Annotated in this window: 21 protein-coding genes; 17 read left to right on the forward strand and 4 right to left on the reverse strand. The window is 67.1% G+C overall.

Features of this window, described 5'->3' with window-relative positions:
• The first annotated feature begins 32 nt into the window (after positions 1–32).
• The 5 genes from ABD225_RS15655 (at position 33) to ABD225_RS15675 (ending at position 5,786) form a co-directional block, all read left to right on the forward strand.
• The gene (locus ABD225_RS15655; RefSeq protein WP_344087571.1) at positions 33–1,055 is read left to right on the forward strand and encodes a TniB family NTP-binding protein; all 1,023 of its coding nucleotides are present in this window, start codon (positions 33–35) and stop codon (positions 1,053–1,055) included.
• Positions 1,052–2,497: a TniQ family protein gene (locus tag ABD225_RS15660; protein WP_344087574.1), complete on the forward strand. Its 1,446-nt coding sequence runs from the start codon at positions 1,052–1,054 to the stop codon at positions 2,495–2,497. The genes ABD225_RS15655 and ABD225_RS15660 overlap by 4 nt, the downstream gene beginning before the upstream one ends.
• A complete protein-coding gene (locus tag ABD225_RS15665; RefSeq protein WP_344087577.1) occupies positions 2,487–4,136 on the forward strand; it encodes a TniQ family protein in 1,650 nt (549 codons plus the stop codon). Before ABD225_RS15660 ends, ABD225_RS15665 begins: the two co-directional genes overlap by 11 nt.
• Positions 4,133–4,948 carry an abortive infection family protein gene (locus tag ABD225_RS15670; protein WP_344087580.1) on the forward strand — a complete coding sequence of 272 codons (816 nt, stop codon included), beginning with the start codon at positions 4,133–4,135 and terminating at the stop codon, positions 4,946–4,948. Before ABD225_RS15665 ends, ABD225_RS15670 begins: the two co-directional genes overlap by 4 nt.
• A gap of 136 nt (positions 4,949–5,084) precedes the next feature.
• Entirely contained in the window at positions 5,085–5,786 is a 702-nt protein-coding gene (locus tag ABD225_RS15675) for a hypothetical protein (protein ID WP_344087583.1), read from the forward strand.
• Here ABD225_RS15675 and ABD225_RS15680 read toward each other — a convergent pair.
• Both ABD225_RS15680 and ABD225_RS15685 read right to left on the reverse strand, forming a co-directional pair.
• Complete coding sequence (locus ABD225_RS15680; RefSeq protein WP_201329103.1) at positions 5,774–6,421, reverse strand: DUF488 family protein, N3 subclade; 648 nt, start codon at positions 6,419–6,421, stop codon at positions 5,774–5,776. The two genes, ABD225_RS15675 and ABD225_RS15680, sit on opposite strands and share 13 nt — an antisense overlap.
• Before the next feature lie 64 nt (positions 6,422–6,485).
• The gene (locus ABD225_RS15685; RefSeq protein ID WP_268806971.1) at positions 6,486–6,614 is read right to left on the reverse strand and encodes a hypothetical protein; all 129 of its coding nucleotides are present in this window, start codon (positions 6,612–6,614) and stop codon (positions 6,486–6,488) included.
• Positions 6,615–6,688: 74 nt separating this feature from the next.
• Between ABD225_RS15685 and ABD225_RS15690 the strand changes: the two genes are divergently transcribed.
• The 10 genes from ABD225_RS15690 to ABD225_RS15735 all read left to right on the forward strand — a co-directional run bounded on the left by ABD225_RS15690 (position 6,689) and on the right by ABD225_RS15735 (position 19,525).
• On the forward strand, positions 6,689–6,898 hold the full coding sequence (locus tag ABD225_RS15690) for a hypothetical protein (RefSeq protein ID WP_048548097.1): 210 nt from the start codon (positions 6,689–6,691) through the stop codon (positions 6,896–6,898).
• Positions 6,895–7,149 carry a hypothetical protein gene (locus ABD225_RS15695; RefSeq protein WP_048548096.1) on the forward strand — a complete coding sequence of 85 codons (255 nt, stop codon included), beginning with the start codon at positions 6,895–6,897 and terminating at the stop codon, positions 7,147–7,149. Before ABD225_RS15690 ends, ABD225_RS15695 begins: the two co-directional genes overlap by 4 nt.
• Positions 7,150–7,267: 118 nt before the next feature.
• Positions 7,268–7,576: a hypothetical protein gene (locus ABD225_RS15700; protein ID WP_344087596.1), complete on the forward strand. Its 309-nt coding sequence runs from the start codon at positions 7,268–7,270 to the stop codon at positions 7,574–7,576.
• Complete coding sequence (locus tag ABD225_RS15705; RefSeq protein ID WP_344087599.1) at positions 7,573–8,124, forward strand: hypothetical protein; 552 nt, start codon at positions 7,573–7,575, stop codon at positions 8,122–8,124. The genes ABD225_RS15700 and ABD225_RS15705 overlap by 4 nt, the downstream gene beginning before the upstream one ends.
• Positions 8,121–9,770, forward strand: a complete 1,650-nt coding sequence (locus ABD225_RS15710) for a TniQ family protein (RefSeq protein WP_344087602.1) — start codon at positions 8,121–8,123, stop codon at positions 9,768–9,770. The genes ABD225_RS15705 and ABD225_RS15710 overlap by 4 nt, the downstream gene beginning before the upstream one ends.
• Before the next feature lie 70 nt (positions 9,771–9,840).
• Complete coding sequence (locus ABD225_RS15715; RefSeq protein ID WP_344087604.1) at positions 9,841–12,282, forward strand: AAA family ATPase; 2,442 nt, start codon at positions 9,841–9,843, stop codon at positions 12,280–12,282.
• Between the two features lie 403 nt (positions 12,283–12,685).
• Complete coding sequence (locus ABD225_RS15720) at positions 12,686–14,170, forward strand: DUF3375 domain-containing protein (protein WP_048545295.1); 1,485 nt, start codon at positions 12,686–12,688, stop codon at positions 14,168–14,170.
• Positions 14,167–14,952 carry a DUF4194 domain-containing protein gene (locus tag ABD225_RS15725; protein ID WP_344087610.1) on the forward strand — a complete coding sequence of 262 codons (786 nt, stop codon included), beginning with the start codon at positions 14,167–14,169 and terminating at the stop codon, positions 14,950–14,952. The genes ABD225_RS15720 and ABD225_RS15725 overlap by 4 nt, the downstream gene beginning before the upstream one ends.
• Complete coding sequence (locus ABD225_RS15730; RefSeq protein ID WP_344087613.1) at positions 14,949–18,341, forward strand: ATP-binding protein; 3,393 nt, start codon at positions 14,949–14,951, stop codon at positions 18,339–18,341. The genes ABD225_RS15725 and ABD225_RS15730 overlap by 4 nt, the downstream gene beginning before the upstream one ends.
• A gap of 26 nt (positions 18,342–18,367) precedes the next feature.
• Complete coding sequence (locus ABD225_RS15735) at positions 18,368–19,525, forward strand: Wadjet anti-phage system protein JetD domain-containing protein (RefSeq protein ID WP_344087616.1); 1,158 nt, start codon at positions 18,368–18,370, stop codon at positions 19,523–19,525.
• Between the two features lie 88 nt (positions 19,526–19,613).
• Here ABD225_RS15735 and ABD225_RS15740 read toward each other — a convergent pair whose 3' ends face one another.
• Positions 19,614–21,053 carry an MFS transporter gene (locus ABD225_RS15740; protein WP_344087619.1) on the reverse strand — a complete coding sequence of 480 codons (1,440 nt, stop codon included), beginning with the start codon at positions 21,051–21,053 and terminating at the stop codon, positions 19,614–19,616.
• 82 nt (positions 21,054–21,135) lie between these two features.
• On the opposite strand from ABD225_RS15740, the gene ABD225_RS15745 reads away from it, so the two are divergent.
• Both ABD225_RS15745 and ABD225_RS15750 read left to right on the forward strand, forming a co-directional pair.
• The gene (locus ABD225_RS15745) at positions 21,136–21,567 is read left to right on the forward strand and encodes a MarR family winged helix-turn-helix transcriptional regulator (RefSeq protein WP_344087622.1); all 432 of its coding nucleotides are present in this window, start codon (positions 21,136–21,138) and stop codon (positions 21,565–21,567) included.
• Positions 21,564–23,339: a DEAD/DEAH box helicase gene (locus tag ABD225_RS15750; RefSeq protein WP_344087625.1), complete on the forward strand. Its 1,776-nt coding sequence runs from the start codon at positions 21,564–21,566 to the stop codon at positions 23,337–23,339. Before ABD225_RS15745 ends, ABD225_RS15750 begins: the two co-directional genes overlap by 4 nt.
• Before the next feature lie 181 nt (positions 23,340–23,520).
• Here ABD225_RS15750 and ABD225_RS15755 read toward each other — a convergent pair whose 3' ends face one another.
• Positions 23,521–23,724, reverse strand: a complete 204-nt coding sequence (locus ABD225_RS15755; protein WP_344087628.1) for a hypothetical protein — start codon at positions 23,722–23,724, stop codon at positions 23,521–23,523.
• Positions 23,725–24,036: the final 312 nt, after the last annotated feature.

Below are 24,036 nucleotides of genomic sequence, written 5' to 3' on the forward strand. Positions count from 1 at the left end.
CGCCGACGTTGACTCGGGCTGAGGCCGGGGCAATGTCGGAGGCCAAGCGTCGTGAGTATGCCCGTGAGGTACGCCGCTACCTCAACGGCCACTACTTCGACTCCGAGCGGGATCGTCGGATCCGGCAGGTCCTCAATGACCTGATTGAAGACAACGCCGAGATGCTGACCGGGACCCGGGAGGTCGCACTCCTGACCGGCTTCAACGTCCTGGGCAAGTCCACGGTCCTCTACCAGCTGTCGTATGCCGTGCACCGCCACCACGTCGGGCCTGACGGTGACCCCGAACGTATGGCGCGGCGAACCACGACCCGCCGGTTCGGGGGCCGCGACCAGGAAATCCACCCCACCCACGCTCCGGTGCTGTTCTTGTCCCTCGAAGCCGCGACCACCGTCACCCGGTTCAACGAGCTCGTCGTCGAGGCCTTCGACATGGACAAGAGCACCGCGAAGAAGGCCTCCACTCTCGACCTGGTCCTCAAGCACGGGGTGCGGCTGCTGGCTATCGACGACCTGCACCAGCTGATCCTGACCGAACGCCTCGGCCGGTACGCCCTGGACCACCTCAAAGCGATCGTGACCGCCCTGGGTGAGTACGGCATCACGGTCATCTTCAGTGGCGCGAACCTGCACGACCACCAGGTGATGAGCGACCCCCAGATCACCGGCCGCGCCTACGAGATCACCGTCTCGCCCTACGGCTCCGACACCCGCGACCAGGTGCTGGCGTGGCAACGGTTCCTCAAGGAGTCCGGCGAAGTCATTACCCCGTTCCTCCCCGCCGCCGAGCCGGGCATGCTGCACAACGACCTGCCCGGGTTGATCCTGGAACGCACCCACGGACGAATGCAGGCCATCGTCAACCTCCTGCGCCGAGCCACCGTCGAGGCCATCGAGGACGGCGCCTGGGCGGTCACCGAGAAACATGTGCTGGCCGTTCCCGCGTCCAAACTCACCGTCGACGAACTCGCCAAGAAGGCGGACAAAGCCGCCGCGAAGCCGACCCAGCTCCACCCCACGGTCAACGTCACCCAGCACGGGCAGGTCACCGGATGAACGACGCCAGCCAGCTCCCCGTCGCTGTCGACATCCAGCCTGGGGAGGACATCGCCGCCTTCCTGCAACGGGTCGCCGACGCCAACTACCTCGACTTTCCCGTCCTGACGGGCCACCGGCGCACCGCCCGAGTCTGGGAGAACCCAGGCCATCATTTGCTGGCGCGGCTCGCTTCGATCACCGGGGTCACCGTGGAACGCCTGCGGGCTGCCACGCTCCAGGGTGCCTACCCGGGGATGGCGCTCGGACGTGCCCGGACCGGGCGCCGGTATGCCGGCCAACCCGCCACGTGTCCCCGCGGGTGCATTGACACCGTCGCAGCCCGGCTCAACCTCGTTGTGCTCTGCACCAACTGCGAAGAACTCTTCATCGATCGTCTCGACCCCACCCCACCACCAGCCCCTGCCCGAATCCGCCATGTCCACCGAGAGGTGATGGCCACCCTGGCTGCGACCACGTCCAGCCAGTCAGCTCGCGATCGGCTCCGGCGCCTGGAGTCGCTCATGGCCGAGGTCGAACTCGCCCTCTGGCGGAACTGGCCCCCGCGGTTCGACGGGGAAACGCAGCTATGGAGAACTCGTGCGGTGCGCTGGGTCGACCGGAACGTCATCACCGGCCGGTACACGATCGCTCGTCCGCCCTCGATTACCGCCACCCTGCTCACCCTGACCTGGGATGCATCGGCCGATCGAGCCACCGCAGAAGCGATGCTCGATGACATCGCCATCATGGCCGACCCGTGGGATCCCGATGCCCAAGAGATGCCGGACTGGCGCAACCCACTCGACGCTCGAGACGGTCTACTCGACCTACTGGAGAACCTCGGCATTCAGGCACGCCACGTCCCCAGCATCCTGCGCTTGACCGATGACCCGATCATCCTTCCTGAACACCACCGCACCCACCGAACCGCCGAAGCCCTCGCCCTGACCGCCCTAGCCAGCCAAGCCCACGGCACCCCAATGACGATCGCCGCAGCCGCCTCCGTCCACGCAGCCGACTCCTCTTCCCGCGCCCAACGCGTCGCAACACGGCTGCTCGACAACACACATGCGCTCCGCCGACTCGCCGTGCATGCCGACCGACTGCACTCCGCAGGCCTGCTTGACCGGGCTCAAGCCCGTGCAGAACTGCGCGGAATCCAACGTCTCCCGTCCAGCGCCCTCCGAGATATCCCGCGAGGCGGCGGCGAACGCATCGATCGCGAGGTCGCGGCTGCCTGGGTGTGGCTCGACGCCACCGTGGGCCGGCCTGCCGGCGGGCCCCACCCAAGCCGAGCAACCGCCGACATCATGGACTTCGATACCGCCCTCGACCCCGAAACGAAACTCCACCTGCGCGCCTGGTGGCAGGACCGGCTCGCCAGCAGCAGCGACCTGGTCACGGCCGACGAATCCGCCTCGCCAGCTGATGCAACCGAGGAGAGTCGAGATGCTGGCTGACAACGCCGACACCTACCTGCCGACCCTCGTCGACCTCGCTCCCGGCGAGGCCCTCGATGCCTACCTCGAACGCGTTGCTGACGCCAACTACCTCACGACGGCTCGCCTGATGGAGCTGGTGCGGGCCGGGCACGACACCACCACTGCGTACCTCATGCTCGCCCCCACACCGGTGACCCTTGAGCGGATCGCCCGCCTCACCGGAGCAGACACCGCCGCCCTGCAGAACGCGACCCTGGCGGCATTTGACGGAACGAGCCTCGACCTGCGCGGGCTCGACCCCGCCCGCCAGACCAGCTTCCGCACCATCTCCGCCCGCGGCTGGATCCCCGGCCACGGCACCCAGATCTGCCCGGCATGCCTCGCCGACGACGGCGTCTGGCGCACCACCTGGCGTCTGCCCACCACGACCGTATGCCGCACCCACGGCACCTACCTGCTCGCCACGTGCCCCGGCTGCCAGCGCCCCTTCCGCGACCAGCGACACTCACCCTTGCGCATCGTTGGTTCCCAGACGTTGTGCGGCAACCCTCTCGGCCAAGGCCCACGCAAGCAATGCCGCGTCGACCTCACCACGCTCGCCGCCGAGCCGGCCGACGATGCCTGCCTCCAACGCCAAGCCCGGCAAGACACCGCCGACGCCGCCGGGGCAGTCGCCACCTTCGCTGGCCAACTCGCCGCGCCCGAGTTCACCACCACCCTCCGATCCCTGACCGCACTCCTTCTGCACCTCGCCGCAGCGTCCCGAACGCCCGTCAACCTCCCCTCCTGGGCACGCGACGTCGCCGATGCCGGCACACCTCGGGTTCGGCGCTGGAGCATCCGCCCACCCCAAGACTCCGTCCTCCGCTCACGCCCGCTCACGGCAGCCGACCACATCCTCGCCTCGGAGGACCTCGACACCGCGGCAACCCGGTTCGGGTCCTGGCTCGAGCACCTCCACGACGTCCCCGAAGGCCGGCTTGGATGGCTGGCCGACCACACCCGCATGACACCGACCCTGACGCGGCTCGTGATGGCCGCCCACGCACCGCGCCGTCGCCTGTCCCATCTCCTCGACCAGCAACCACCGCTCACCGCCTCGACCCGACAGATCCCGCAAGTCCTTCCCCAGCACCTCGTCCGGGACCACCTCGGCGGGCTCTTCGACTCCCGCCCCGCGACTATCGGCCTGTTCGCATCCCTCTGCCTGGCCAAAACCCACCCGCACGTCCACTCGTGGGCCGACGCCGCGCGAGAACTCCGGCTGCCACCCGAACTCGGCGAACGCACCGCCCGCGCCTGCTCAGCGTCGATGACCGCGTCGCCCGCCGACGTCGCAGCCGCCCTCGCCCGGGCTGCTCGCCGGCTCGAGATTGACTACCGGGCGATGGAGGACCGCGTCCAACACCTCGCACGAACCAAACGCTGGTTCCGTCGATGGTCTCGTCACAACTGCCGAGGTACCCGCCCCGGGAGCCGCGCTTACGCCCTGCGCTGGCTGTGGCTGGAGGTCGCGCACGGTCACCCCGCGACGGTCGCGGTCGCGGCCAACCCTCGGTCCTATCGGAAGTTCGCCCGGCTCCTCACCGAGGAGCAGGCCACAACCTTGGCCGGCGCGATCGCGACATCGCCGCACACTACACAGGAGTCCAGATGAGCCCACGAGCCACGATCCCGCTCAACAGCGACATCAGCGCGGCCCTCGCCATGTTCTTCCACGGAGGTGCTGGCCCCAGCCACACTACAATCACGACCGTCTTGACGGGTTCCGGCTACGGGGACGACTACGTCTACACGCCCAGTATTCAGGGCAAGAACAAGGAGCAGAGAGTCCTCCAGGCCCTGCGGATCGCGCAGCGAGAGCCAGCACGTGCCCGACACCTCGTTGATGAGCTGCTATCTGCCCTCCGTGTAGCGGGCCTTATCGGCAGCGACGCTGCCGGGGAAGATGTTGACCGTCTCAACCGGGCCCTGCGCTCCGCCGGTTGGTACCTCACCGACGACGGACATCTTCAACCATTCGGCAATGTTGACCTGGACACCGGCGGTCGCCCCGCCCTGGACGAGCAGCTCGAGCGTCTGCGCCGCTCCACTGCCGATCCCGCCCTTCTCATTGGAACCGCCAAGGAGCTCCTCGAGTCCGTATCCAAGTTCGTCCTCGAAGAGCTCGGCATGCCGGTGGGCAACAAGATGTCCTACGACCAGTTATGGCACCTCGCTAGGGAGCGGCTCGGGGTGCTGCCCCAGCAGGTCGACCCCAACCTGCCGGGCGTCGATGCCATTCGCGCGATCCATCAGTCAACCTGGAACATCGCCGACCAGGTCAACAAGCTCCGGAACCTCCAGGGAACCGGCCACGGCCGGACCCTGCCCACTGGTGTGTCCGAGGATCTGGCAATGCTCGTCGTGCGTGAAGCCGCCACCGTCGCGGACTACATGCTCGCCAGACTCGATCGGGAGAAGGGCTGACGTGCCTAGCCAAGGTGCCCTGTTCGGCGGGCCAGATCGGGATGTTCCAAAGCCCTCCCGCCCGGACGAACTGGAGGTCCTCATCACCGTCAAAGCTGCGCCCAACCCTTCAGCGAAAGCGGGCGAGACGGTATGCGTGGCCGGACTGGGGCTGTCCCGCGGCCGCACAGAAGCGCGGTGGATCCGCCTGTACCCCATCAACTTCCGATTCCTTGAGCAGGACCAGAAGTTCAAGAAGTACGACATCATCCGAGTCAGGGCCGTGCCCGCCACCGGCGACTCCCGCGTCGAGTCATGGCAACCGGACATGTCCACCATGGTGGTTATCGACCACCTCGATCCCTGGAAGCGTCGTCGAGCACTTCTCGACCCAACGGCTTCGGACACCATGTGCGAACTGAACCGGCAGAACCAGCGGGCAGCGGTGGCGCCATCGCTAGGGCTCGTCCCTGTACGGGAAGTGCTCGATCTGCGGATCACCGACCACGCCGGCTGGACACCAGAAGAACAGGCCAAGATCGACGCCTACGTCAACCAGATGGACTTGTTCGACGACTCCGACAAGAGCCCACTGCAGGCCCCGCGACTTGAGGGTCACTACCGATGGAAGTGCTACGACGCTCAATGCAAGGGCCACGATCAGAGCATCATCGACTGGGAGTTCGTCGCGCTCCAACGCCGCCTCGGCGACAGCCCCGCGGCCGCCGTACGTGCCGCGCTCAAGGAGAAGTTCTTCGACATGATGTTCAAGCCGCCCCGGGCACCTGCCTTCTTTGTGGGCAACCAAGCCAAACGCCGCCACGTGTTCCATGTGCTCGGTGTGTACTACCCCAACTGAGCGAGCTCCTCGAGCACGACTGAGCGATGGCACCGCTCCTCGTCCCGCTCGAAGCAGAGCAGGGCGACATGATGCTCCTGCCTCCAAGAGGCGAGCTCACCAAGCGCGCGTCGCGCCTCGGGGGTCCGAAGGCCAGCCCGATAGCGTGCCCGCCCGACCTCCAACTCTGCGCCGGCAAACAGTGGCCGGTTCTCCTTGGCATTGCCCAAAGACCGCAGATGTTCGTATCGCACCCCGATGTCTCCGAGAGCCGCGCCCAGGCGCGTCTTGCTGAACCCCTGCTTCCGGCTCAACGGTGTGAGGCGGACGTCGGCGACCAGGTCAATGCCGGCCGCTTGGATCGCGTCGACGAACGTTGCGATCTCGCAGCCTTCATACCCGACGGAAGACACCCGATTCGGCCGAGCCGGCAGCAGCGCGTCCACGGTCGTCTCCAGGGCGTCCGCGATGGCGGCGATCCGAAACACTCCAGGCTGTTCGACGTGCCCCTGCTCGAGCTTTCGCAGTGTCTCTAGTCCCACCCCCGAGGCCGCTGCGAGTTGCCTCTGTGTGATGCCGAACTCCCGACGGGCTTGGGCGATCGCGGACCCAAGCACCTGACTCCGGGACGGATGAATGGAAGACTGGGGGATCACGAGAGTAGTAAAGCATTACGACCTCGACAGAGTCCGCCTCGGGGCTGAGAGGAGCGCTCGTGCCTCACCCCGCGTCGGCCGCGGCATCCACGACCTCGACGCCGCCCGGCTCACTGACGCTGTCACCGGCCTCGTCGACGCCGGGCTGGTGGACTACAAGGAGCGCTGCGACACCCTGCGACCCATCACCCACCCCCCGCGGCTGCCCCCTGGCCAAGGACCGGCTCCCCGCCATCGACGATCACCCCAAGGCGCGAGTTGGCGTGGATGTCGACACGGCTGACTCACGGGCCCGCGTTCACTGGCCCACGCCCCTTCATCGCCGACCGACACGTGCGCGCCTTCGACACCGCCATCGACCCCGAGACCCGCCTGGTCCTCGCCGAGACCGGGCAGCAGTTCCTCGCTGACGCCGACGTCATCACCATCCCCACCACCCAGGCCACCTGGGCCGCCATCACAAGGAGATACGGATGACACCGATCAACCATCCCGCCCTGGAAGACCTGCACCAGCGCACCACGGCGATGCTCACCACGATCGACGACACCCCGCTCGAGCGGGACCACCTCCACTACCCGCACCACTACGAAGAGCTCCGACTCCTGGTCGAGGACTGGCTCACCGCCACCACGGCCACACCCCGGCGTTCCCGGAGCAGACCTGGGTCATCACCCGCCACGGGGCCGTGGTGGGTGTCTGCACGACCGCCACCGCCGCTGCCCTGACCGCTGGGATCCCTGATCTCGCGTTCACGCCGATCAGTCTCGACTCGACCGCGATCGAGGACCTGCGCGCAAGCTGGTCCACCCCACCGTCTCCACCTTTTGCGGCACGGGAGCGGTGATGCGCGGGATCAGTCGCGAGGTTCTCGCCCGCGACGCCGCCTGGTCCCTGGCCGACGGCTCCTGCAAAGACCTCACGATCGCGTGGGGTCGGTGGGAAGACATGTATGCCGCCGCTCTCATCCCCGCGGCTCGCCTCGCCGCCCTGGCCGAGCCAGCCTCAGTCTGCTCCGCCTGCCCGATCGCCGCAGAGTGCGCCGACCTCGCCGAGCTCTCCGGCTACACCGGCATCGCCGCCGGCGAGGGCTACCGCAACGGCCGGCCCGACGTTGCTCGTGCCCGTGCGCCGCGAGAACGGAGGTCGGCATGAGCGCCTGGCAGCTCTACCCCAACCATGTCTGGCTCGCCGACGGCGACCACGCTCTCGTCTTGCTGGTGATGGGTCTTCCCGAACGTCAGGTCCTGGGCGCCACCGTCGTCCAGGAACCCGCAGACGCGGCCGCGTTGCTGGCCCGCCTCGTGGACGCTCACGGCTGCCCGGCGACGCTGCGTTCGATCTGGGACCCACTCTTCGAGGGCGTCAACGCTGCAGCTCGCGCCGCCGTTCGTCAGGCGGGCTGCGCTGACCCCGTGGGCAAGCTGGAGTCTGACGACTTCGTCTGGGCGCTCGACATCGGCGACGCCGCCACCCAAGCAATCCGGGACAGCAACCCCGCCACCATCGATGACGCTGCCAGCGCTCTCGAGAGGTGGCTCCACGCCCCCGCTCGCACGCCATCGGCCAAATTCACCGGCCAGCGCTCGGGTAGCCTGACCCATGACGCCTACCCTCGCGAGGGACCGGGACGTGACCCCCAGGATCTCCTGCCGGACGACAGGGCCTGGGGGTCGCGCACACCACCCCCAGACGCGCCATGACCGCAGCCCTTCCGGTGCCCGTTGCGCCGCGCCCTGGGGAGTCGATCGAGTCCTGGCTCGAGCACCTCGCCGACGCCAACGGCCTCACCACCGCCCAGCTCCTCACTGCGACAGGTCGTGGACGCGCTGGTACCCGGTACCTCACCCTCGCGCCGTCACCGGAGACGATCACCCGTCTCGCGGCTCTCGCCCGCGTCGATGAACGGGACGTGTATGCCGCCACCCTCGCCGCCTTCGACGGAACCGCCCTCGACCTCACCGGACTCGACTCGGCCGACCGGCACTCCTACCGGCAGGTCGCCGCCCGCGGCTGGGCACCCGCCCACGGCACCCAGATCTGCCCGGCATGCCTCGCCGCGGACGGTGCTTGGCAGTCTGCGTGGCGGCTCCTCACCGTCACCACCTGCACACAACACAGGTCACTGCTCGTTGCCCGGTGCCCGTCCTGTCGGCGACCGTTCCGGGACCAGCGCCACTCCCACCTGCGCCGCGTCGGCGCCGCCACCGTGTGCGGAAACCCGCTCGGCGCCGGCCCCACCCGGCAGTGCCAGCACGACCTCACCACCATCGAAGCCACCTCGGCCACCGACGATGTCATCGCCGTGCAGGCCCGCGTGAACAGCGCCCTCGGAGGACAACAGGTGACCGTGCTCGGACAGGCTGCCAAGCCGAGGACCTACCTCTCAGACCTGCGCCACCTCGCCACGCTCCTGCTTCACCTCGCCGGTCAGCCCGGCGCGGCACAGCTGGCACCCTGGGTGACCGACCTCAAGGGTGAAACCGAAGCCCGAAGCCGCGATCGCGGACCGCGCTGGGGCCTACGCCCACCCGAGCCCCCCGCACTTCGCGCTGGGGCGTTGGCGACGGCCGACGGCATCCTCACCGCCGCCGACGTAGACGAGGCTGCTACCCGGCTGACGACGTGGACCGAGCTCACCCCGACCACCAACGACGGCCCGCTCGGGTGGCTCGCCGACCGCACCGTCATGACCCCCACCCTGACCCGCCTGGTCATGGCCGCCCGCGCCCCGCACCGGCGCCTGTCCCACCACCTCGACAACCATCTTGGAGGGCGTATGCCAATCAACCTCACCCTCATCCCGCAGGTCATCCCAAACGCCCAGTACCTCGAGCACCTCGACGGCGCCTCCACCTCGAGCGAGGACACCGTGCGGTTGTTCGCGTCCCTGTCCCTGGCGCGGCTCCACCCGGACGTGACGACCTGGGCCGCGGCCGCCGAAGCGCTGAACATGCCCGGCCCCATGGGTGTGCGCTGCGCCCGCGCCTGCTCAGCCACCATGCTGGTCAGCGCGGATGAGTGGAAGAGCCGGATCTGGCGGGCCGGGAAAGAGACCGAACGGCGCGACTACCGAGCCACCGAAGCCAAGATCCACCACCGGCTCGGCATGACCCGATGGTTCAACGAATGGGCCCGCCGCAACCGCCCCGACGCCCGCTACGGCGACCACGACCTCGCCCTCACCTTGCAGTGGGTCCACGTCGCCCACGCCCACCTCGACCTCTCACCCGTCTGGCGAGGGAAGCGACCGACCGCCAACGACCGCGCCCACTACCGTCAGTTCGCCGCATCCCTCGACGGGCGTCAACAACTGGATCTCGCCCTCGCCCTGCACAAGCGGGCGTGACTCCCGAGCCGGTGCTCTTGTCGGTAGGCCCTGCTATAGATAACTGGAGGCTCACGAGGAAAGGCCCGTCATGCAACTGCAGTCGATCTACGTCAGGTTCTATCGCTCCCTCAACTATGACTTCATCCGCTCCTCTGATGGCCGCTACGAGCCCGACCCCTGGGACCCAACCCCACGCGGGAACTACCCGTTTGTTCGGATCAAGCTGAGGCCGGGCATCACCACCGTCGTCGGCGGCAACGAGTCCGGGAAGACCCAAATCCTCCGGGCCATCTCGGCTGCACTCACCGGCGCGGGGTACGAGCGGAGTGACTTCTGTCGATACTCCAGGTTCTTCGGCGTCGATCCGACCATCACGAAGCCGGAGTTTGGCGCGCTGTTCACCGACGTAAACGACGAGGACGTCAAGGTGATCCAGGGCGCGACGGAGCACAAATCGATCGCGGGCGCTGACCAAGTAGCCATCTTCCGCATGAACACGACCCCTCAGCACCGCATGTACGTGCGAAAGGAGGGAAAGTGGTCCGAAGGTCTTCACATCAAAACACCCTCGGCCCTCGACAAGTTGAACATCCCTGCCCCGTTCGAGATCGATGCGGACGTGCCCCTACCGGACAGTGTTCCCATCGACTTCCTCGCCAGCGGGGCCAAGAAGGCGGGTATCGGCCGTGATGCTCTCCGCGCGATCCTTGACGGAGTCAAGGCAAACCGCGACTGGTTCGCCAGCGACAGTCAGGTGCAGGCCAAAGCGAAGGAGATCTCATCCCTGTTCAGGGACACAAGGGACGCCACTGACGACGAACTGAAGACCTACAAGCTTGCCCACGATCTCCTGACGAAGGTCGCTGGACTCAGCCGGGCACTTTTCGTTGAACTGCAAGATGCGGTGCGCTCGAAGAACGGATACGCCAACAGCATCGTCGACACCATCAACGGAGAACTCGCCAAGGCGCTCAACTTCCCACACTGGTGGTCGCAGGACTCGCAGTTCGAGTTGTTCGTCTCCCTCTACGAGTTCGACCTCGTCTTCATGATCCGTGATCGGACTGGCCGCAGCTACGGCTTCGACGAGAGGAGCGATGGTCTCAAGTACTTCCTCAGCTACTTCGTCCAATACCTGGCGCACCAACCAAGAAGCGACGGGCGGCCCGAGATCCTCCTCATGGACGAACCAGATCGCTTCCTCTCGGCCTCGGGCCAACAGGACCTTCTGGCAATCTTTGATGACTTCGCCGCGCCGCAGGACCCGTCCCGACGTCCGGTTCAGGTTGTCTACGTCACCCACTCCCCCTTCCTTATCGACAAGAACGAGGCCGACCGCATCCGGGTTCTAGAAAAGGGCGAATATGACGAGGGCACACGGGTCGTCAAGTCAGTGGCAGCCAACCACTATGAGCCGCTTCGCTCCGCTTTCGGGAGTTTCGTCGCCGAAACGACGTTCATCGGCAACTGCAACATCATGGTCGAAGGGCCCTCAGATCAGGTCCTGATCGCAGGAGTGTCCCGTTGGCTCAAGACGCGAGGTGTGGCCAATCGAGACAGGCTGGACCTGAACCGCGTGACCATTGTTCCCGCCGGAGGGACGCGACACATTCCCTACCTCGTGTACTTGGCTCGAGGTCGAGATGTTGACAAGCCGCCCGTCGTGGTTCTCCTCGATAACGACAAGGACGGGGATGAAGCGCGCCTGGATCTCGCCGCCGGGGGAGCATACGGCGACAAGCTCCTTGACCCCGAACTCGTCCTCCAGCTGGGCCAGGGCCTGCTCGATGGGTTGACCACGGAGAGCCCCGGCGGCGTGGTTGGCATCGAGGACCTAATTCCATTCAACATTGCTCTGGCCGCTGCGGAGCGCTACTGCCTGGAGTTCGTGCCCGCCGCCAAGGTCAGCGACTACGGGCTCAGCGCCGAGGATGTCCTTACAAGTGACCACGCTTCTTCCTCCCGCCCCGAAGTGTCAGTTGGACTGCTCAAGTGTCTCGAGCGAGCCATCGCCGAGCGCTCCGGCATCGCCAGCTTTCACCTCGATAAGGTCGCCTTTGCGCGAGCGACCGTTGACGTTCTTGCCGGCAACGCTCGAGGCTCACGAGTGTCCGTCGATGACATCGAGGCGGCGGCGCGCAACTTTGGACTGCTGCTCTCGAAGATCGCCGCCAAGCAGCGAGTCGCCGAACGGGCTGAGACAGTCGATCGGATCTCCAGTCGGATTAACCGGGCCAAGAGGGACTTCAAGAGGACCCACGAGAACCAAGCCCGGAACGAAGACGTCCTCGACTTTATTGAGGAGATCTCGGGTCAGCTCGACCTTTCGCCAGAAGCTGAGGAGGTCCGCGCTGAGACCCGCAGATGGCTGACCCGGTTCGGCATTGCCGAGGACCCCCGGGCCCTAGTTCGCGACCTTCCCGGCCTCTTTCGGGCAATGGACGGGCTCGCCTACCAGGCAACCCGGGGAGCCGAGCGCAATGCGTCGCCGCCGGACGATGACCCAGGCGAGGATTCCTCGGAGCGGTGACCATGACCTGGAACGACTGTTGCGCCCCCCTTCTTGGCTGGTCCACGCAACGGCCGCGGCACGATACGTCGCCTTGCACGAGCTTTTTGGTCAAGGTCAATCGATCGACCGGCGTGGTCCCTGGTTCTCCCAGCGAAGTCGCAATGCGCATCCGGGTTCACGAGGGCCAGAGCGTGAGCAGCTCGCTACGCCCACGCCTTCCCTTCGGTCCCGCAGGAAGTGGGGGTCGCAGTGCGCTTCGCCGTGGGGTGGACTCGGTACCCCCCCCTCAGCGCCTGCCTACTGGAGCTCTGGTAGCCATCATTAGAGGCGTGTTCGTGACTCCGACCGACTGCACCGTCGTGAGCGGGCTTAGTTTCGCTCCAAGTCGGAGCCACGCGGTCCAGTTTCTCGGCGACTGACCGTGGCGACCGGCATAGAGGGCGACTTCGCTCGGATCGAGGCTGCTCTGGGCACTCCTACGCTCAAGCTCCTTGACCGCAAGAGCGCGGTCATCGTGCTTCCGATCTTCGCAGCGCTGTTTCCGGACAATGCAGAGCCCATGCCCGTTGAGCGTTTCCACACGAGGGTGGACGCCTTGCTAGACGAGCTGCGCGCATCAGGCCACCAAGTGCCGTCCAGTTCCGGAAAGGCGCTTGCCATGCAATGGGTGCGCGAGCGATGGCTGTACCGCGACCCCGGCCAGGGCCAGGAGACGTACCGTCCCACCGGCGATGCCGAACAGGCGATGGACTACGTGACCCGGGCTACCCGGACCCAACTTAACCTCTCGCTCTCCCGGATCGAGACGATGCGCCGGGTCGTCAGCGAGGCCGCGTTGGCAGCTCACCCGGACCGCGAGGAGCGTCTGCGCCGGCTATCCGAGGAGATCGCCAGGCTCTCTGCGGAGCACGACCGGCTCAGGGCTGGAGGAGAACTCGCGGTCGCGAGCGAGTCCGAGCTGATCGAGCAGTTCGCCAACGTGCTGCGCGAGCTCGATGGCTTGCCGTCGGACTTCCGGCGCGTCGAGGAGGCGATGCGCGAGATGCACCGCAGCATCGCCTCGCGCTTCCGCCAGGACGACAGTCCCATCGGCGAGGTGCTCGACGACTACCTGGAGCAGTCGAGCCAGTTGCTGACCGCTACGCCAGAGGGCCGAGCCTTCCAAGGAGCCCTGGAGCTGCTGCGCAATCCTGACTGGCTCGGCAGCCTGCGCACCGACCTGGGGACCATCCTCGCCCACCCGATCGCCGGCATGATGCTGCCCGACGAGACCAAGCAACTGCGCGGGACCGTAGCCGTGATACGTCGGGGCATCGAGGACGTGAATGGCCAACAGAGCCGGCTGACCACCACGCTGACCGAGCACATCCTCAACTACGACCACGTCCGCAACCGCGAGCTGGACGAGGTGCTCAAGGGCATCGACGCCTCGATGCGCACCTGGATGCAGACTGCGCGCCCGCGTGACCACGTCGAGGTCGAGCTGATCCCAGCCCATCTGGAGATCGACGCTCTCAAACTGCGCGTCTTCGACCCTGACAGCGAGCGACCACCCGAGAAGCTGGCCGATACCTCCGACGACGAGCCCGAAGCATTGTCCTTGGAGTACATCCGCAAGCAGGGCGGTCCCTCGCTGGAGGAGCTGACTCGGCTGGTTGACGAGGCTCTCGCAAACAGCGGTGTCATCGAATCAGCGGCTGCACTGTTCAACGTCCAGCCCGACGAGCTGCGCCGGCCCGTCGAGGTTCTCGGCCTGATGCACCTGCTCGCTCGCCTCGATGCCGCGGTCGATGCTTCCCAGCCCGAGCAGGTCGATGCCGTGCGCCCGGACGGCAGCACACGTTCGTTCCTGATGCCCGCCACATCACTGCAAGGCGACACACAACAGCAGGAGCCTGCCTCATGACAGACCAGTCATTCGATCATGACGTCGAGCCCGACGACCGCTACGCAGAGCTCGATGACGATGTGTTCGCCTCGAACTCAGAGGACGAGGAAGAGCGACTGTCGCTGGCAATGTTCGAGGGTGACACCTCGACCCTGTTCCCGCAGCAGCGGCTGTGCCTGCACGCGCTCTTGAAGCACCGGTACATCTCCGCAGATCGCCACCCCGAGCAGTGGGCCGTGCTCATGGACCACGAGGGGACCATCACCTCCCGGCTGCACGACCTATTCCTGGATCTGCACGTCGACCGTGAGCACCAGATCGCATTCAAGCGCGCTGCCTCCTCCCACGACGATCAGCCGCTGCCGTCGTTGCTACGCAACGTCTCGCACAACAAGGAGGAGACGATCATGATGGTCTCCCTGCGCCGGCGATTCTTCGCCCAGCGGCAGGAGGGGGACGACACGGTCTTCGTCGACCGGCAGACGATCCTGGACGAGGTGGCCGACCAGAGACCTGACGCGGCGACCAACCGGGCCATGGACCACAAGCGCGCGAACAACGCCGTCGATGCGCTGCTGGCTGCGGGGGTACTGCTGCGGACCGGTGATCCCGACCGATTCCAGATCTCGCCGATCATCGAGGTCCTGCTGCCCATCGAGAAGCTGCGGGCTCTGTGGACCTGGCTTCTGGACCGCAGCAGCAGCGACCGCGAGGCGGCCCACGACGGAGTGGACAACGACAACGACGAGGCTGCCTCGCCTGACTCGTTGTTCGACTCGGGTGACGTGGAGGCCTTATGACTGCCGAACTGACCCTGCCGATCGTCGCTCCATCGAGTGCGGCGAAACCCAGCGATCACGCCCAATGGCGCATCGAGTCCATCCAGATGGTGAACTGGGGCGGCTTCCACGGGGCCCACCAGGTGCGCGTCCACCACGGCTCGACGCTCATGTCCGGCGCCTCGGGTTCCGGCAAGAGCACTGTGCTCGATGCCTACATCGCCCTGATGATGCCTTCGGACACACCGTTCAATGGCGCCTCGAACGACGCAGCCGGCCGGGCCCGCTCCGCCGAGCAGCGCAACCTACTCACGTACCTGCGCGGGAAAATGGACAGCGCCCGCGTCGACGGCTCGAACGAGTTGCGCGACCACGTCCTGCGCGGAGGGAACGGCGAGCACATCTGGGGAGCCCTCGCTGCGACCTTCCTCAACGAGAACGGGCGCCGCTTCACCGTGGTGCGCATCTACTTCGTCAAGGCCGGCTCCACGACCGGCGGCGACGTCGTCACGTCCTACGCAACCTTCGATGGCCACCTCCACCTCGCCCAGCTCGAACCGCTGGCTGCGACCCGATTCGACAAGCGGGCGCTGCGCAGCATCGGCCTGCTCCCTTTCAACACGTTCCGGGAGTTTGAGGACACGCTCCACACGCGTCTGGGCATCGGCGGGGGCGACGGAGGCCGCAAGGCGATGCGCCTACTGGCCAGGGTCCAGGCAGGCATGGAGGTCAAGCGGGTCGACACCCTCTACAAGTCCATGGTCCTGGAGCAGCCGATCACCTTCGAGAAGGCCGACAACGCCATCGAGCACTTCGCCAACCTCGACGCGTCGTACAAGAAGATGCTCGACGAGGCCGACAAGGTGAAGGCGCTGCAGCAACTGCCGGACCTGCAGCACGAGCTCGCGCAGGCGGAGTCGACCGCTGCCCTCATCGAGGCATTCGGCGTCAACCGTGAAGGCCCCACTCCCTTCCAACTGTGGCGCCTGGACACCGAGCGCGAACTGCTCGATGGGGCCGTCGCGACGAACAGGAGCGAGTACGCAACGACCAAGACTCGCTTCGAGCAGGCCAGGGAAGACGAACAGCGCCACGCCGAACGGCTCAAGCAGATCGCCCAGGAGAAGCGCGCCAACGGTGGCGACGCCATAGACGCCCGCAAGCGCGAGATCGATATCCTCGCGGGGCACCAGGATGCCGTGTACGCCGCCAACCTGAAGTTCCAGGCAAGCACCGAGCCCATCAACCTGCTCGTCCCCGAGAACTCTGCTGAGTTCGGTCAGGCCCAGGCAGATGCCGCCGAGTTCCTCGCCGGCTTCGATGCGCGCGCGGACGACCTGCGCGACCAAGAGGACGCCATCCGCGATGACGACCTGTCGCCACTGACCACCAAGAAGCGAGAGCTGCTAGAGGAGAAGGCGTCCTTGGCCGGTCGCGCCGGCATGGTTCCGCGGCGCCTACACGAGGCCCGGGTCAAGATGGCCCAAGCCGCTGGGCTGGACCCCATGATCGATCTCCCCTTCGTCGCCGAGCTGATCGACGTGCGCCCCGATCAGGAGCGCTGGCGCAAGGCCGTCGAGACGACCTTGGGCGGGATCGCACGAACGGTGCTCGTCGATCGGCATGCGCGCCAGCGGCTCTCGGCTGCCATCGATCCGATCAAGATCACGCCACGTATCCGCTTCCAAGGCGTAGACCTGGCTGCCCACGAGGAGTTCCCCTGCGACGAGGCCTATGTCTCGGGCAAGCTCGCCTTCAAGGACTCGCCCTTCTCTGCCTGGGTCCAGGACAGGGTCACCGCTCACGGCACCGACCACCGGTGCGTCGAGAACGCCAGCCAGCTCAACGACCGCGAGCCGATGGTCACCCTTACGGGGCAGACGCGCGACGGCGACAAGGGCGCCCACGGCGAGTCCCACGACGGCAACATCATCGGCTTTTCCAATGAACGGCGCCTCACGGACATCGAAGCTGAGCTCGGTGCCCTCGAACCCGCGATCAGGGCCGTGCGGGGCAGGATCGAGCAGCTCCGCGCTCGTTCGGCCAGCCTGCAGTCCCAGAAGGAGGCCCACACCTACGTCGCCAACGCCAGGTGGGCCGACATCGATCACCTCGGGCTCGCACGCCGGATCGAGGAGCTCGAAGCCGAGATCGCGAAGCTGCGGGCGGCCAACTCGATCCTCGACGCACTCCAGGCCGAGGAAGAAAAGGTCAGCCTCCTGCACAAGGAGGCCAACCGAACCAAGGTCCTCGACGAGGACAGACTGACCGAGCTGACAAAGCAGCACGGTGACCTCGCCTCCGAGCAGGACGCCGTGCAGGACGCCATCGATGCGATCGACGACGCCCAATCGGCTCACGTGACCGATGAGCAGCAGAGCTATCTCGACGAGATGTTCGCCGCCAACTGGGACGTCACCAGTCTGGGGTCCTTCCATTCGAACATGCGCGCCATGGGCAAGCGACTGCGCGATGAGAGCGCAACTGCTCGGCAGAGCCGCGACCGCACCGTGCGCGCCATGGAGTCGATGTTCGAGCAGTACAAGGCGCGCTGGACCGAGAACAACCTCGGCACGAGCATCGCCTCGGCCGACGGCTATCGCGAGATCCTCGACCGGATCCAGACCGGGGGACTGCACGAGCGGCGGAACAAGTGGCGTCTGGAGTTCGCCAAATGGTCCAGCAACGACCTGCTCACCCTCAACGAGGCGTTCGACACAGCGATGGAGGACGTCGAGGACCGGCTCGTGCCGATCAACGCGATCCTGGCGACGCTGCCCTTCGGCGGCAAGGGTCACCTCCAGATCAAACACCGCCGGATGATCAGCGAGGACGTCTCCAACTTCAAGCGCGACCTGCGCAAGCTGTCCTCGGGGGTTGCTCTCGAACTGACCGACGCGGAGGTCGAGTCGCGCTTCAAGAGGCTGCGCGAGTTCATGACCAAGATCAGCATCCCGCCCGGTCACACCAAGAAATCGACGTCGATGCGCGACGGCTACCTCGACGTCCGCCAGCACGTGGTCATCAACGCCGTGTGCGTCGACCAGCACGGCCATGAGATCGCGACCTACGACTCGCTCGGCGGCAAGTCCGGCGGCGAGACCCAGGAGCTCGTGGCCTTCATCGTCGGCGCTGCGCTGCGCTACCAACTGGGCGACGAGTCGCGCAGCAGGCCCCGGTTCGCGCCAGTCTTCCTGGACGAGGGCTTCATCAAGTCCGACAGCGAGTTCGCCGGGCGTGCGGTGACGGCCTGGCAGAACCTCGGCTTCCAACTCATCATCGGCGCCCCTCTTGGGCAGGTCACCGCGCTGGAGCCGTACATGGATCTGCTGCTCACCGTGACCAAGAGTCCCAAGGGCTACTCGTTCGTGCGCGAGTTGAGCGATGCGCAGCAGCAGGGCTCGTCGTGAAGACGCCTGCAGCGGTCACCAAGGACATGGAGCGCCGGCTGGTCAACCATTGGCACTCGGAGATCGTCAGCGCTACAGAAGGCGCCACGTCGGCGTTCCCGCACGCCTTCCCGCTAGGCCGTGCGGCCAGTGCTGACCTGCGGGCCGACTACGCCGCCATCCACGCGCTGACCGTCACGTGGCAGGAATGGGCTAGGGGCCATGGCGTCGAGCTGACCTACACGTCGCGCATCGCCAAGGGCGGTACACGGCAAGTAGTGCCTACCCACGTGCTGCTCACGTCGGTCGACCAGGCCGCAACCATCGTCGGGAAGGGTTGGCAGGAGCGGTTGGCACGTGGGCGGGAGCGCCTCGCAGTGCTGCTGGACCGCAGCCGTACCCTTGACCGGGCCGATGCCGGCAGAATCCTGCGGCTCGTCGACGGCTACGCAGACATCGACTTCGCGCTGTTGCTAAAAGTCGTCGATTGGTATCGAGCTGACCCATCGCTGGCACGGGGCCTGACGCCTCGGCAGGTGCCGATTCCCGGCGTTCACGCCAAGTGGCTGCAGGCGCATCGTGCAGCCGTGCTCGCGCTCACTGGGCTGGACGACCTTGGCCTGTTGGCGAACCATCCTGCGCGAATCCACTTCACCTACCTCGATCCGGATCACCGAGCCGATGGCCGCAGGCTGCACGACTCGGCGACAGTGGGCGATACGTTCGCACCGGCCTACCAGCCCGAGGTGGTCGTCATCTCCGAGAACAAGGACACTGCCATCCACTTCCCTGAGCTGGCCGGAGGCCTCATTGTGGAGGGCGTCGGCAGAGGAGGCCGCACCGTGGCGTCCTTCCCTTGGATCAGAGAAGCGCCCCTGGTCGTCTACTGGGGCGACATGGACCGCGACGGCTACGAGATCCTCAACGGCTACCGCATCGACTTCGATCGAGACCTCGATTCGATCTTGATGAACGTTGCAGCGTATGAGGAGTTCGAACCGTACGGCACGAACCACGACCAGAACGGACGTGACCTCGTGGCGGGCGCACCGCGAGTGGTCGACCACCTCCGAGCCGACGAGCTCGAGGTGTACCTGCGTCTGCTGCACCCCGAGCACTCTGGCCACCGCCGGATCGAGCAGGAGCGCATTCCGCTCACCAGAGCCCTGTCTGAAGTCGAACGCCTCGTGAGCCCGACAAACTGACGCGTGAGAGGCGCAGCGGCAGCATGACAATCGACCCTGTCGACGGTGTCACCCGCTTGCCGATCGTCAACCGGAGCAGGCGTCGTGGTCATCGGTCAACGTCGACGTCCGTGGGTTGGTTCGCTGAGTTGATGTGGCGCTGGGGCAGGCGGACGGCGACCGCGGCGGCGAGGAGAGCGGCACCAATCCCGACGCCTAAAGCGACGCTCAGAGCGTCGCTGTAGAGGCCGTCGGAGGGCCCGGCCGCGCCGGCCGCGATGGCGAAGTACGTGCTGCCCACGGTGGCGAATCCGAAGCTGGCAGAGAGCTGACCGACGCTGTTGAACACGCCGGACGCTTCGGATGCGTGCTCGCGCGACACCCGGGAGAGAGCGATCTCGGTCAGCGGGCCGACGACCAGGCCCATCCCGAGGCCGCCGATGGCGCTGCCGGGCAGGAAGTGCCAGAACGCCGGCCCTGCCGGGGCGAGGAGCACGACCGCGACGACCAGGGCCATGCCAAGGCTCATGGTGAGAAGCCCGATGTGGATCACCCGGCGGCCCATCCGCGGCAGCAGCACCGTGGTCCCGACCCCGGCGCCGACCCCGGTGAGCAGCGCCCAGGGCAGCACGACGAGCCCCGCGAGCAGGGCGGTGTAGTCCAGGTGGGTCTGGACGTAGTGGGTGATGACGAGGGAGAAGCCCATGACGGGGATGAAGAACAAGATCTGGACCCCCACGGCGGACCGGAAGGTACTGCGCTGTTGCAAGGCCAGCGGGACCAGCGGCTGCCCTCCTCGGCGGTCGCTGGCCCGCTGCTGGACCAGGAACACCAGGAACAGCACCAGGCCGAGCGAGATGACGGCGACCTGGACGAGCGGCGTCTGAGTGTCGGCCAGCCCGGCCAGCCCCCACATCATCAGGAACAGCGAGGCCGCCGAGAGCGCCAAGCCGGCCGGATCGAGCCTGACGTGGCCATCCGCGCGAGCTGGCGGCAAGGCGCGCAGGGCCAGCCCGGCCACCACCACACCGATCGGAACGTTCACCAGGAACACTCCGCGCCAGCCGGTGCCGAACAGGTCGAGGGCGATCAGCACCCCGCCGAGGATCGGCCCCGCCGCTGCGGCGATGCCCAGCAGAGCGGAGAAGGCCGCCATCGGCTTGGCCCGCTCACTGGGGTCGTACATGAGCTGAATGAAGGCCAGCACCTGGGGCACCATCAGCGCGGCGAACAACCCCTGCACCACCTGGGCGAGCACGAGCACCCACGCCGCACCCGCCAGTGCGCAGGCCAGCGAGGCGAGGGTGAAGCCGGCCACTCCGATCACAAAGGCGCGCCGCAACCCGAGCCGCTTGCCCAAGCGAGCACCGGTGATCAATCCGACCGCGAACGTCAGGGTGTACCCCGACAGCATCGCCTGACTCTGCGCGGGGCTGGCCGCCAGGTCGTCGGTGATCGAGGGCAGGGCGACCGTCACGATCGTCACCCCCAACAGGTCCACGAAGGCCGCTAGGAGGATCGCGACGAGGCCGAGGTTCCGAGAGCGCACCCGGGTAGGATACCTGAACAGTTCAGATACTGAGTCAGTGAGGGTTACACTGGGAGTGATGGCAGAGGAAGATGACGACGTCGTGGAGCGGATCGCTCGGTTGTTGCCGCCGTGGTTGTCGGCGGTGGACGCGGTCAACGAGGTGATCGCCCGGGAGGCAGGCATCGGCCCGTCAGATCTGTCGTGCCTGCACGAGGTGATCGTGGACGGCCCGTTGCCGGCCGGTGAGCTGGCGCGCAGGCTACGGCTGACCACCGGTGCGATCACCCACATGATCGACCGGCTCACCGCGGCCGGCCTGGTGCAACGAGTGCGCGACGACACCGATCGGCGCCGAGTTCTCATCGAAGCCGTCCCCAAGGCACGCGAGCAGATGCTGGCCCGCTACGGACGACTCGATACGCAGACCCGGGCCACCCTCGCGTCGTTCACCGCGGCAGAGCGGGCGGTGATCGCACGGTTCATCGAGGCCAGCCTGCACGACACCCAGTCCCTGCTGGACCGGACGTCGTGACCGAGCGGACGCAACTGACCTATGTGCCCGAGCGCGCCAGCTGGTTCCTGTGGTCAGCCCACACCCCGGACCCGCTGTTCGACGCGCCCGCCGGCACCATCGCGACCATGCGGCTGGCCGTCCCCGAGAACGGGGAGGTCATCGCCCGCGAGGTTCGCGGGTTGGAAGTTGCCCTGCGCGAAGGATGGGCCTGGCTGGGTGGCCGCCAACCCAGCCCGCAGGACGGCGGCTCCCTGCGCTCCTGGACGCTGCTGGCCGGCCGACCCGACGCGCGGGTGCCTCTGCCGGTCGCTGGGCACTGCGCGCTCACTCCCGACGGGGCGCACGTCCTCACCGCCGAGGCCACGACAGACCGGCTGCGCTCCGCGCTGACCCTCACGGACTCGCTGGCGGTGGCGGGCCTGACGGCGACGCTGCGGGGTTATCAGCTCGCCAGCGTCCAATGGCTCCTCGACCGTGACGGCGGCGCGGTGCTGGCCGATGACATGGGGCTGGGCAAGACGCTCCAGGCCATCGCGTTGATGCTCTGCCACCCGAAGGCGGCGCACCTGGTGATCTGCCCGACCTCGGTGAGTGCGAACTGGGCGCGCGAGATCGCCCGCCACGCATCGGGCCTGCGCGCCGTCGGCGATCACGACGAGGCTGCGCTTGGTACCGTCACCGTCACCACCTATGCGCGGCTGCGCCGTGACCCCGACCGGCTGACCGGCCGCCTGTGGGGTGTCGTGGCCTTCGACGAGGCCCAGCAGATCAAGAACCCGCGCACCCTGGCCTACCGCACCGCCAAGACGATTTCCGCTCACTACCGGCTGGCGATCACCGGAACCCCGGTGGAGAACCAGCTGGGCGACCTGTGGGCGCTTGGCGACCTGGTTCGTCCGGGTTTGCTTGGCACCCGACGGCGCTTCCGCGACCGCTACATCGTGCCGATCCAGCGCCGGGGCTCACCCACCGCTGCCCACCGGCTCGCCGCCCACACCCGCGACCTGGTGCTGCGCCGCACCAAGACCGAGGTAGCCCCCGAGCTGCCGGCCCGCCACGTCATCGACGTGGCCTGCGCCATCACCTCCGAACAGCGACGCCTCTACGAGGCCGCGCTGGCCGAGGCCTTCGACACCGGTCTGGGCGCCGGGTCGGCACGCCGCACCTCCGTCCTGGCCCTGCTCACCAGGCTCAAGCAGGTCTGCAACCATCCCGCTCAAGTGCTCGGCCAGGACGGGCCACTCACGGAACGCTCGGGCAAGTTCGACCGCCTGGCCGACATGCTCGACGAGATCATCGACACGGGCGCCGGCTGCCTGGTCTTCACCCAGTACACCGCCATGGGCCGGCTGCTTACTGCCGACCTGGCCGACCGCCACGGCCTGGCAGTGCCGTTCCTCCACGGCGGCCTGCGCCCCGCCAACCGCGACCGCATTGTCGATGAGTTCCAGAGCGGCAAGGGGCCGAACGTCCTGGTGGTCTCGCTGCGCGCAGCCGGGTTCGGTCTCAACCTGACCCGTGCGACCTCGGTGATCCATTACGACCGCTGGTGGAATCCCGCTGTCGAGGACCAGGCCTCCGACCGTGCCCACCGCATCGGGCAGAACCAGCCGGTCACGATCTACACCCTGCGCACCGCCGGCACCATCGAGGACCACATCGCCACCATGCACGAGCGCAAACGCGGGCTCGCCGACGCCGCCCTCACCGGAGGCGAGGCCGACCTGCTCGCCCTGGGCGACGAGGAGCTCTACGGCATCCTGCGCCTCGGCCCTGAGGCAGCGCGGTGACCCGTGAGTTCGGCGCCACCGCATGGGGGCGCGCCTGGCTCAAGCAGATCGAACCCGTCCTCATCACCGGAGCACCCGACCGCGACCTTCCCCGCGCCCGCGCGCTGGCCCGACACGCCATCACCGACCTAACCATCACCGGCCGTCGGGTCACCGCCTCCATCACCGACCGCAGCCACGGTCAGACCCTCGCACTCGACATCCCCGCCTGGAGCGGCGACGAACAGCGCACCGTGGAGCGTGCACTCACGAGCACCGGCTCCTTCACGCTGGTGACCTGCCCGACCGCCTGGCGACCGACCTCACCGCGGCCGGGGTCCGCATCGCTCCACGGATCGAGGAGATCGCCGCGGCCGGTGACACCGGGCGCATCGAGAGGCGGCACGTGCTCGCCGTCTGCTACGCCCTCGTGCAGAGAATCGACGAGGAACCCGTCCTCGCGGTCCGACTCCGTACGCCATCAGAGACTTCGCCCAGCACGGTGAAATCGTCCCCAGCTGGATTGCTCGCACTCACCGACATAGACCCCAAGACCTTCTACCTCGTTCCAACCGTCAGGGATCGGCGGAATGCAGCGTCCCGGTAGAGGAACCCCCTATGGCAACGACGCAGGCAAGTGCGCCTGCGACTGTGGCCTTGGCCGTTATGTGGCGGGGTTCTGTCGCCGCTTCGTGAGTTCCCTGATGATCGGGCGAAT

The organism is Nostocoides veronense, from assembly GCF_039531185.1.
Lineage (GTDB): Bacteria > Actinomycetota > Actinomycetes > Actinomycetales > Dermatophilaceae > Nostocoides_A > Nostocoides_A veronense.

Coding starts and splice junctions, on each gene's coding strand:
- ABD225_RS15655 (WP_344087571.1), top strand. CDS start 33: ATGTCGGAGGCCAAGCGTCGTGAGTATGCCCGTGAGGTACGCCGCTAC.
- ABD225_RS15660 (WP_344087574.1), top strand. CDS start 1,052: ATGAACGACGCCAGCCAGCTCCCCGTCGCTGTCGACATCCAGCCTGGG.
- ABD225_RS15665 (WP_344087577.1), top strand. CDS start 2,487: ATGCTGGCTGACAACGCCGACACCTACCTGCCGACCCTCGTCGACCTC.
- ABD225_RS15670 (WP_344087580.1), top strand. CDS start 4,133: ATGAGCCCACGAGCCACGATCCCGCTCAACAGCGACATCAGCGCGGCC.
- ABD225_RS15690 (WP_048548097.1), top strand. CDS start 6,689: ATGTCGACACGGCTGACTCACGGGCCCGCGTTCACTGGCCCACGCCCC.
- ABD225_RS15695 (WP_048548096.1), top strand. CDS start 6,895: ATGACACCGATCAACCATCCCGCCCTGGAAGACCTGCACCAGCGCACC.
- ABD225_RS15700 (WP_344087596.1), top strand. CDS start 7,268: ATGCGCGGGATCAGTCGCGAGGTTCTCGCCCGCGACGCCGCCTGGTCC.
- ABD225_RS15705 (WP_344087599.1), top strand. CDS start 7,573: ATGAGCGCCTGGCAGCTCTACCCCAACCATGTCTGGCTCGCCGACGGC.
- ABD225_RS15710 (WP_344087602.1), top strand. CDS start 8,121: ATGACCGCAGCCCTTCCGGTGCCCGTTGCGCCGCGCCCTGGGGAGTCG.
- ABD225_RS15715 (WP_344087604.1), top strand. CDS start 9,841: ATGCAACTGCAGTCGATCTACGTCAGGTTCTATCGCTCCCTCAACTAT.
- ABD225_RS15725 (WP_344087610.1), top strand. CDS start 14,167: ATGACAGACCAGTCATTCGATCATGACGTCGAGCCCGACGACCGCTAC.
- ABD225_RS15730 (WP_344087613.1), top strand. CDS start 14,949: ATGACTGCCGAACTGACCCTGCCGATCGTCGCTCCATCGAGTGCGGCG.
- ABD225_RS15735 (WP_344087616.1), top strand. CDS start 18,368: ATGGAGCGCCGGCTGGTCAACCATTGGCACTCGGAGATCGTCAGCGCT.